Genomic DNA, 8,987 nt, shown 5'->3' with positions numbered 1-8,987 from the left:
CCCCAGCGCGCCCCGGCCACCCGCCGGCCCCCGCGGACGGGTCAGGCCAGGCCGCGGGCGACCATCCAGCCGGTCAGCTCGCCGGTGCGGTCGTTGATCAGGCCGGCGACCCCGGCATCGACCAGGGCGGGCCAGAGCGACATGTCGTTCGGCGTCCAGGGCATGACCCCGACGCCCGCCTCGGCGAGCGCGGCGACCGTCGGCGGGTCGGCCAGCACCGCGCGCAGACTCGGGTTCACGTAGCTCAGGCGCAACTCCTGGGCGACCCGCAGCTGTTCGCCGTCGAAGCCGTGCCGCAGCAGGCCGAGGCGTACGTCGGGGGCGACCTCGCCGGCCAGCCGGACGACCTCCGGGTCGAAGCTCTGCACCACCGTGCGGTCCAGCAGGCCGGCCTCCGTGACCTGCCCCAGGATGACCTTCACCTGCTCCGGGGTGGCCGGCGGCTTGATCTCCAGCAGCAGCTCGATCGGCGGTGCGGCGTCCGGGGTGACCCCCACCGCGTACGGACGCAGCAGGTCGATCACCTCACGCAGCAGCGGGATCCGGATCCCCGCGTACGCCGGGGAGAACCAGGAGCCCGCGTCCAGCCCCGAGATCTCTTCCAGGGTCAGCTCCCAGACGTGGCCGGTGCCGCCCGTGGTGCGGTCCACCGTGCGGTCGTGGATCACCACGGGCACGCCGTCGGCCGTGGTCCGCACGTCGAACTCGATGAGCGTCGCGCCGGCGAGGACCCCGGCGGCCAGGGCGGGCAGGGTGTTCTCGGGCGCGACGGCCGAATAGCCCCGGTGCGCCACCCGGTGCAGCCCCGCCATCAGACGAGGGCCGCCGGGTCCACCTCGCCCGTGGCGACCAGCACGGCCGGGCCCGCCAGCCACCAGGAGTCACCGCGGCGGGTCACGGTCAGCCGGCCACCCGGCAGGTCCACCGCCACGACGCCCTCACTCAGCCCGGCGTCGCGCAGTGCCACCGCGCCGACCGCGAGAGCCCCGGAACCGCAGGACAGCGTCTCGGCCGAGCCGCGTTCGTAGACCCGCATGTGCACGTGCAGGTCGGCGCCCTCCACCGGGGTGCCCGGGGTGGTGAACTCCACGTTCACCCCGGACGGGAACAGCGCCGGGTCGAAGCCGGGCGGCACGTGCAGGTCCAGCGAGGAGAGCGGCAGGCTGTCGTGCAGGCCGCAGACCAGGTGCGGGTTGCCGCAGTTCACGGCGACGCCGGGGAAGGTCAGCGGACCGACGGTGGCCGTGCTGGCCGCGTACACCTTGGGGGCGCCCATGTGGACGGAGATGATGTCCGCCTCGACCGCCGCGCGCACGACGCCGGCCCGCGTCGCCACCGGCAGGCCCTCCGGGCCGGGCGTGGCCAGGCCGTTGGCCAGCAGGTAGCGGGTGAAGACGCGGACGCCGTTGCCGCACATCTCGGCCAGCGAGCCGTCGGCGTTCCAGTAGTCCATGAACCACTCGGCGTCGGCGGCGAAACCCGCGCCGTCGGGGTGCTTGGCGCTGCGCACGACGCGCAGCACGCCGTCGGCGCCGATGCCGCGGTGCCGGTCGCAGAGCGCCGCGACCAGCGCAGGGGTCAGCTCCAGCGCCCCGTCCGGGTCGCCGAGGATGACGAAATCGTTGCCGGTGCCATGGCCCTTGGTGAACAACACGCGGTCCATCATCGCGCAGCCGCCGCGCAGGCCGCCAACGCGTCCTCCGTCAGGGTCGGTGACGCGCCGTCGAGCCAGGTGATCCGCGGGTCGCGGCGGAACCACGAGCGCTGGCGGCGCACGAAGCGCCGGGTGGCCCGGACCGTCTCCTCGACCGCCTGCTCCTGGGTGAACTCGCCGTCGAGCTGGGCCAGCGCCTGCTGGTAGCCCAGGGCCCGGCTCGCCGTGCGGCCCTCGCGCAGCCCGTCGAGCCCGCGTACCTCGTCGAGCAGGCCGGCCGCCCACATCAGGTCGACCCGGTCGGCGATCCGCTGATCCAGCGACGAAGCCTCGCGGTCGACACCGAGCTGCACCGACGGGTAGTGCGGCGTCGGTGCCGGCAGCGAGGCGGTGAAGGGCGCGCCGGTCAGCTCGATCACCTCGAGGGCCCGGACGATGCGCCGCCCGTTGGACGGAAGGATCTTGGTGGCGGCCGGCTCGTCCAGCGTCCGCAGCCGCTCGTACAGCGGCGCCGGTCCCACCGCGGCGAGCTCCCGCTCCAGCCGCTCCCGAATGGCGGGATCCGTGCCGGGAAATTCGAACTCTTCCAGAACAGCCCGGACGTACAGCCCGGAGCCGCCCACGAGCAGCGGCACTCGGCCCCGGGCGAGGATGCCGTCGACGGCCGAGCGGGCCAGCTCCTGGTAGGCCGCGACACTCGCCGGCTCACGCACGTCCCAGACGTCCAGCACGTGGTGCGGGACGCCTTCCCGCTCGTCAACGGTCAGTTTGGCAGTGCCGATGTCCATCCCGCGGTAGAGCTGCATCGAGTCGGCGTTGACCACCTCGCCGCCGAGGGCGTGGGCCAGCGCGATGCTGAGGGCGGATTTCCCGGCCGCGGTGGGCCCGACGACCGCGATCACCGGCGAACCTGGGAGCAATGGCACGGAGCCACCGTAACGGGCTGGTCACGGTCGTTCGCGGGCGCTTCCCCGGAACCGGGTTGGACCTGTGACAATGCGCGAGAAAGAATGCCGATGGAATGATGGCATTCGACTGCGCTATGGCGGCGGTCGCGGGCAGCGAGGCCCGTGCAGCCGGGAGAACGAGGGTGGGCTCATGAACGACTGGACGGCCTTCGGGCGCGTGGATGCCGACGGCACCGTGTATGTGAAGACGGCCGAGGGCGACCGCGTGGTCGGCTCGTGGCAGGCGGGCACACCCGAGGAGGGCCTGGCCCACTTCGCCCGGCGGTTCGCGGATCTGGTGACCGAGGTCGACCTCATCGAGGCCCGGCTCAAGTCCGGCGCCGCGGACGCCGCACACTCGCTGACCAGCGTGAAGCGGATCCGGGCGAGCCTCGGCGAGGCACACGTCGTCGGCGACATCGACGGGCTCGCCGCCCGCCTCGACCGGCTGACCGCGGTCGCCGAGGAGAAGGCCGGCGAGGCCAAGGCCGCCCGCGAGGTGGCCCGGGGCGAAGCCCTGGCGCGCAAGACCGCCCTGGTCGAGGAGGCGGAGACGATCGCCGCCGAGTCGACCGGGTGGAAGAGCGCGGGCGACCGGCTCAAGGAGATCCTCGACGAGTGGAAGACCATCCGCGGCGTCGACAAGAAGACCGACGGCGAGCTGTGGAAGCGCTTCGCGGCCGCCCGGGACGGCTTCACCCGCCGCCGCGGGGCGCACTTCGCCACCCTGGACGGTCAGCGCAAGCAGGCCCAGACCGCCAAGGAAGAGCTGGTCAAGGAGGCCGAGAGCCTGGCCGAGTCGACCGAGTGGTCCACCACGGCCAACCGGCTCAAGGACCTGATGAACGACTGGAAGGCCGCTCCCCGCGCCGCCAAGGAGGCCGAGCAGCGCCTCTGGGAACGCTTCCGGGCCGCCCAGGACGCCTTCTTCACCCGGCGCAGCGAGGTCTTCTCGGCCCGCGACGCCGAATACAAGGGCAACCTGGAGAAGAAGCAGGCCATCCTGGCCGAGATCGAGGCGCTGGACGTCGACGCGGACCCGCGCGGCGCCCAGAACAAGCTCCGGGACGCCCAGGCGGCCTGGCACGACGCCGGCCGGGTGCCCCGCGAGTCGACCGCGTCGCTGGACCGCCGCTGGCGGGCCGCCGAGGAACGCATCCGGGTCGCGATGGACTCGGCGTGGCGCAAGACCACGCCGCAGGACAACCCGCTGCTCCAGCAGATGCGTGAGCAGGTCGCGGAGGCCGAGCAGCGGCTGGCCCGGGCCCAGGCCGCGGGCGACGCCAAGCGGATCAAGGAGGCCGAGCAGGCCCTGGCGTCCAAGCGCCAGTTCCTCTCCCTCGCCGAACAAGCCGGATAAAACCTTTTCCGGTACGCGCACAGAGTCCCGCCGCCAGCAGATCACTGTGATCCGGGCTGACCGGCGGGACTCTTGCTGGATGCTCCTGGTGCGCTCAGCCCAGCATCGCCAGCTCCGCCTCGTCGGCGTTGCCGCCGGTGCAGACGATTGCCACGCGGGTGCCCTCGAACAGGTCCCGGCGGCTCAACAGGCCGGCCAGGGCGGCCGCGCCTGCGCCCTCCGCGACGGTGTCCGCCGTCGTGGCAAGCAGGCGCTGCGCCGCGGCGATCTCGTCGTCGGTGACGAGGAGGAAGTCGGCCAGGCCGGCTCGCATGACACTCTGCGGCAGGGCGTAGCCGCGACCGGTGGCCAGCCCGGCGACCCGGGTACGGTTCGGGCGCTTCGCCAGCTCACCGGACCGCCACGAGTCGTGCGCGGCCCGCGACTCGGTTGACTGCACGCCGATGACCCGGCAGCCGGGGGCCAGCTCGCGGGCGACCACCGTGGCGGCGCTCGCGCCCGTACCGCTGCCGACCGGGACCAGGATCGCCTCCAGGTCCGGATGGGCCTCGAAGATCTCCAGGTAGAGCGTGCCCACCCCGGCGAGCAGCTCCGGGGTGTCGCCCGGGCTGACCAGCCGCGCGCCGGACCGCTCGGCCAGCTTCTCGGCGTGGTGCTGGGCCGCCTCCAGGTCGTCGCCGTGCAGGACGACCTGCGCGTCCAGCTCCTCGATGGCCTTCGCCTTGGCCGGAGCGGCCGTCGCCGGCATCACCACGGTGCACGGCGCGCCGTAGGCCCGGCTGGCGTACGCCAGAGACCGCGCGTGGTTGCCGGTGGAGTAGCTGACCGTGCCACGGGACCGGTCCTGCTCCGACATGGCGGCGAGCAGCGTCAGCCCGCCGCGTACCTTGAACGCCCCGACCGGTTGCAGATTCTCGTGCTTGACCAGGACGGAAGCACCCACCGCCGCGTCGAGCGCGGGGTAGGAACGGGCAGGCGTCGGCGGCAGGTGCTGGTGGACCACGGACCGGGCTCTGGTGACGTCGGCGAAGCTGAACATCCGACCATCATCGCGGCCGCGGCAACCGATATCGCTCAGCCCGGCAGGTACGGCGGCGCCACTCCCCAGCCCCAGTGCGGCACCGGCGCCTGCGGCACGACGTCGGCCCCGGGCTGGGAATTCTGCTTGGCCAGCCGGGTCCCCCACTCCAGGTAGCCCAGGAAGGCCGCCCGGAACTCCGGGTCGTCGGGCAGCCCGGCCTCGTCGGCGGCGTCCTGGATCAGCTCGATCCAGCGGCGCCGCTGCGGTTCGGTGATCGCCATGCCGAGATGCTTGGCCACCATGTGCGAGTAGCCGCCGTGCTCCTCGGTGTAGACGGCCGGTCCGCCGAAGACCTCGGCCAGCCACAGGGCGACGTACCGGAAGTGCTCGGGGTCCATCCGGGCGAAGAGCGGCCCGAGCAGTTCGTCGTCGGTGACCCGGGCATAGAAAGCCTTGGTCAGCCGGACGAACGCGTCGGTGCCGCCGGCCCACTCGTAGAGCGTCGGTGTCTCAGCCATGGCGCCCAGCCCACCACGGGCCCGCAACCGGCCACAAGAACGCACATAATGGTGCGTGCCCAAGCGCTACTCCTGCCCGGTCGAGCTGACCGTCGACGTGATCGGCGGCCGCTGGCGCACGGTGCTGCTCTCCCATCTCAAGGAGGGTGTGCACCGCTACGGTGAGCTGCGCCGCCGCACGCCGGGCATCAGCGAGAAGATGCTCAGCCAGCGCCTGCGCGAGCTGGAGGCCGACGGCCTGATCACCCGGCGTGACCTGGGCACCGTGCCGCCGCACGTGGAATACGACCTGACCGACGAGGGCCGCACCCTGGCGCCGGTGCTGCAGGCGCTCTACGACTGGGGTGTGGACCGGGCCGGGCGCACCGGCGCGAAGGTGGACTCGCTCTGACGGTGCTTGGCGGCGAGGTCGGCCGCCACCCGGACGAACGCGGCCAGCGACCGTGAGGTGCTGCGCTCGGGCCAGGCCAGCATCGACACGATCGGGACGGCGTCGCTGACCGGCACGCAGACGAGCTCGCTGCGCAGCTCGTCACCGGCCGACTCGGGCAGCACGGCGATCGTCTGCCCGAGGGCGATGAGCTGGAGCAGCTGGGCGGCCTCGTGCACCACCGGGCCGGTAGGGGCGTCCGCGGGCATGCCGGGCCAGCGGGGCAGCACCTCACCGGCCAGGTCGGCGAGCCGGATGCTGCCGCGCCCGGCCAGCCGGTGCCCGCGCGGCACGACCGCCACCTGACCCTCGACCCGAAGCTCCTCGACGTCGAAGCCGCTGGTGTCGTCGAACGGGTGATGCAGCAGCGCGGCGTCGGCCTGTCCCTCGCGCAGCAGCCCCGCCTGCTCGCCGATCCCGCACATCAGCACCTCGACCCCGACCGACTCCGGCTCGGACGCGTAGGCGGCCAGGATGTCGCCCAGCAGACCGCCGTCGGTGTTCGGCTTCATCACCAGCACCAGCTTGCGGACCGGCTGACCGGCGCGCTGGGTGCGGCGCACCGAGGCCGCGACCGCGTCCAGCGCCTTGCGGCCCTCGTGCAGGAACACCGCGCCGGCCTCGGTGAGCGTCACCTGTCGGCTGTCGCGCTCGAAGAGCACCACGCCCAACCGGCGCTCGAGCTGCTTGATCGCGCGCGACAACGGGGGCTGGGCGATGCCCAGGCGCTGCGCCGCCCGGCCGAAGTGCAGCTCCTCGGCCACCGCGACGAAGTACGACAGCTCGCGCGTCTCCAGCCGCTCCATACCGCCACGGTATCGCCCGAGACCCCATCGGTCATTCCCGCGCACCGGGCCGCAATGGTCCGCTGGAGGCATGACGGAACAGACCATCGCCCTGGTGACCGGGGCGAACAAAGGCATCGGCTACGAGATCGTCGCGCAGCTCGCGGAGCGCGGCATGACAGTGTTCCTGGGCGCCCGCGACGAGCAGCGCCGGGAGCGAGCTGTCGCGGCGCTGCGGGAGGCGGGCCATGACGACGTGCACCCGATCGCTCTCGACGTGACCGCCCCGGCGACGGCCCGGGCGGCGGCCGCGACCGTCGAGGAGCGGTTCGGCCGGCTCGACGTGCTGGTGAACAACGCGGGCATCAGCGGCGGCCTCACGCAGGCACCGAGCAGCGTCGACCCGGCGGTGTTCCGCGCGGTGTTCGACGTCAACGTCATCGGCGTACTGACCGTGACCAACGCGATGCTGCCGCTGCTACGCCGGTCCGGCGCTCCCCGCATCGTCAACATGTCCAGCGGCGTCGGCTCGCTGGCCGCGATGAGCGACCCGGACGGGCTGCTGGCGCAGATGCCGCCGAGTGCCGCGTACGTGCCGTCCAAGACCGCCCTCAACTCGCTGACCGTGCAGTACGCGAAGGAGCTGGCCAAGGACGGGGTGCTGGTGAACGCGGCGGATCCCGGCTGGGTGGCCACCGACTTCACCGACCACCGGGCGCCCCGTACGCCGCAGCAGGGCGCGGCGATCGTGGTCCGGCTCGCGACGCTGGGGGCGGACGGACCGACCGGTGGCTTCTTCGACGAGGAGGGGCCGGTGCCCTGGTGATCAGGCCAGCGCGAGGCTGAGGGTGCCGATCGACTTGGACTGCTTGGCGGCGTACATGGCGAGGTCGGCCCGGCCGATCAGGTCGTCGGTGGTGGCGGCCGGGCCGGCGAAGGCCACGCCGACGCTCAGGCCGATCCGGACGGACTCGCCGCCCACGGTCAGCGGCTGCTCGACCATCTCGCGGATCCGGGCGCAGATCGCGTCCACGGCGGCCCGGGGATCGGTGTCGCGGCACACCACCACGAACTCGTCCCCGCCGAACCGGCTGACCAGGTCCTGCTCGCGTACGCAGCCGCGCAGCCGGCCGGCCACCGCGATCAGCAGCTCGTCGCCGGCCGCGTGGCCGAGCCGGTCGTTGACCGGTTTGAAGCCGTCGAGGTCGGTGAAGAGCACGGCCAGCCCGGCCGGGTGGCCGGTGCGCAGGTCGGCCAGGTCGGTCTCGAGCCGTTCCAGGCAGGCCGCCCGGTTCGGCAGGCCGGTCAGGGCGTCGTGGGTGGCCATCCGGCGCAGCGCCCGCTCGGCCCGGCGGCGCTGACCGGCCAGCCGCGCGATCCGGATCATGACCAGCGGGATCACCGCGGCCGACCCGACCGCGATGAGCAGCCCGTCGCTCTCCAGGCCGAACACCACCCGGCCGCCGCCGACCACGGGGATCAGGGCCGTCATGATGCCCAGAAAGGCCAGCCGGGTCGCCGACAGGTCGTCGTCCGGCGGTCGGCCCGGCTGCAGGATCAGCGCCGACGAGGGGTGCAGGGCCGCGCAACCGAGCAGGGCGTACGCCACCAGGAACGGCATGTTGGTCCAGTCGGCCCGGACGCCGCTGACCGGATCGATGGTCATCGCCGCGGCGACGTTGCCGACCAGCCCCGCCGCCATACCCGCGGCCAGCATCCACAGGGCGGGCAGCCGGCCGCCGGCCACCAGGGAGACCCGTAGGAGTGCGCCGAGCGTGCCGGCCATCACCAGCACGTTGACGAACAGCGCGCCCTGCCGGCCCATCGGCACGTCGGTGGCGGTCAGCTGCGGCAGCAGTACGGTGTCCCAGAGCAGGCCGCCGAGAGCCAGCGCGGTGATGGCCGAGTCGATGACACCGCCGATGTCCCGCCGGCCGCGCCGCAACACCACGACCATCGCCCCGGCGAACATGAGCAGGTTGGCCAGGCTGAACAACGCGTCCGCCGGGGAGCCGTCACCGCTGATCCGTCCCTGCGCGTAGACCACCCAGAGCCAGGCGCAGTTGCCGAGGTTGAACACCACCAGGCCGGCCAGCAGCAACCACCAGGGCAGCCGGGCGGTGCGCGGGCTGCGCCGGGCCCCGATCAGCACCGCCGGGATGGCGCCCAGGGTGACCAGCAGGAACGGGACCGTGCGGGCGTCGTACGACAGCACCGGATTCCCCGCCACCAGGGCGAAGGAGAGCACGGCGTACCAGCGCAGAAGCACGGC

At 73.1% G+C, this 8,987-nt stretch carries 10 protein-coding genes; 3 read left to right on the top strand and 7 right to left on the bottom strand.

Annotated elements, in window-relative coordinates:
• Positions 1–41 precede the first annotated feature (41 nt).
• The 3 genes from AB0C29_RS21160 to miaA are packed head-to-tail and all read right to left on the bottom strand — an operon-like array spanning position 42 to position 2,574.
• Positions 42–812 carry a glycerophosphodiester phosphodiesterase family protein gene (locus AB0C29_RS21160; protein ID WP_360822534.1) on the bottom strand — a complete coding sequence of 257 codons (771 nt, stop codon included), beginning with the start codon at positions 810–812 and terminating at the stop codon, positions 42–44.
• Positions 812–1,654, bottom strand: coding sequence for a diaminopimelate epimerase (dapF, locus tag AB0C29_RS21155; protein ID WP_360822532.1), 843 nt, complete (start codon positions 1,652–1,654; stop codon positions 812–814). Before dapF ends, AB0C29_RS21160 begins: the two co-directional genes overlap by 1 nt.
• Positions 1,655–1,662: 8 nt before the next feature.
• Positions 1,663–2,574: a tRNA (adenosine(37)-N6)-dimethylallyltransferase MiaA gene (gene miaA, locus AB0C29_RS21150; RefSeq protein WP_360822538.1), complete on the bottom strand. Its 912-nt coding sequence runs from the start codon at positions 2,572–2,574 to the stop codon at positions 1,663–1,665.
• Between the two features lie 178 nt (positions 2,575–2,752).
• Here miaA and AB0C29_RS21145 point away from each other — a divergent pair, with 178 nt between their 5' ends.
• Entirely contained in the window at positions 2,753–3,961 is a 1,209-nt protein-coding gene (locus AB0C29_RS21145) for a DUF349 domain-containing protein (RefSeq protein WP_360822530.1), read from the top strand.
• 94 nt (positions 3,962–4,055) lie between these two features.
• On the opposite strand, the gene AB0C29_RS21140 is transcribed toward AB0C29_RS21145, so the two are convergent.
• Positions 4,056–5,000, bottom strand: a complete 945-nt coding sequence (locus AB0C29_RS21140) for a pyridoxal-phosphate dependent enzyme (protein WP_360822528.1) — start codon at positions 4,998–5,000, stop codon at positions 4,056–4,058.
• Positions 5,001–5,035: 35 nt separating this feature from the next.
• Positions 5,036–5,500, bottom strand: coding sequence for a group II truncated hemoglobin (locus AB0C29_RS21135; protein ID WP_360822526.1), 465 nt, complete (start codon positions 5,498–5,500; stop codon positions 5,036–5,038).
• A 55-nt stretch (positions 5,501–5,555) separates the two neighbouring features.
• Between AB0C29_RS21135 and AB0C29_RS21130 the strand changes: the two genes are divergently transcribed.
• Positions 5,556–5,891, top strand: coding sequence for a helix-turn-helix domain-containing protein (locus AB0C29_RS21130; protein WP_360822524.1), 336 nt, complete (start codon positions 5,556–5,558; stop codon positions 5,889–5,891).
• Here the strand turns inward: AB0C29_RS21130 and AB0C29_RS21125 are convergent.
• Positions 5,834–6,727: a LysR family transcriptional regulator gene (locus tag AB0C29_RS21125; protein ID WP_360822536.1), complete on the bottom strand. Its 894-nt coding sequence runs from the start codon at positions 6,725–6,727 to the stop codon at positions 5,834–5,836. The two genes, AB0C29_RS21130 and AB0C29_RS21125, sit on opposite strands and share 58 nt — an antisense overlap.
• Before the next feature lie 79 nt (positions 6,728–6,806).
• Here AB0C29_RS21125 and AB0C29_RS21120 point away from each other — a divergent pair, with 79 nt between their 5' ends.
• Positions 6,807–7,541, top strand: coding sequence for an SDR family oxidoreductase (locus AB0C29_RS21120; RefSeq protein ID WP_360822522.1), 735 nt, complete (start codon positions 6,807–6,809; stop codon positions 7,539–7,541).
• Here the strand turns inward: AB0C29_RS21120 and AB0C29_RS21115 are convergent.
• The coding region (locus AB0C29_RS21115; protein ID WP_360822520.1) for a GGDEF domain-containing protein at positions 7,542–8,987 on the bottom strand (1,446 nt) is incomplete at its 5' end.

Origin of the sequence: Actinoplanes sp. NPDC048791 (assembly GCF_040650095.1) — a bacterium.
GTDB lineage: Bacteria > Actinomycetota > Actinomycetes > Mycobacteriales > Micromonosporaceae > Actinoplanes.
The sequence above is the reverse complement of the archived record's forward strand: the minus strand, read 5'-3'. Positions and strand labels throughout refer to the sequence as shown.

What these genes read in the sequence shown, in the direction of transcription:
- AB0C29_RS21160 (WP_360822534.1), bottom strand. Translation starts at nt 812, where the DNA reads ATGGCGGGGCTGCACCGGGTGGCGCACCGGGGCTATTCGGCCGTCGCG.
- AB0C29_RS21145 (WP_360822530.1), top strand. Translation starts at nt 2,753, where the DNA reads ATGAACGACTGGACGGCCTTCGGGCGCGTGGATGCCGACGGCACCGTG.
- AB0C29_RS21140 (WP_360822528.1), bottom strand. Translation starts at nt 5,000, where the DNA reads ATGTTCAGCTTCGCCGACGTCACCAGAGCCCGGTCCGTGGTCCACCAG.
- AB0C29_RS21135 (WP_360822526.1), bottom strand. Translation starts at nt 5,500, where the DNA reads ATGGCTGAGACACCGACGCTCTACGAGTGGGCCGGCGGCACCGACGCG.
- AB0C29_RS21120 (WP_360822522.1), top strand. Translation starts at nt 6,807, where the DNA reads ATGACGGAACAGACCATCGCCCTGGTGACCGGGGCGAACAAAGGCATC.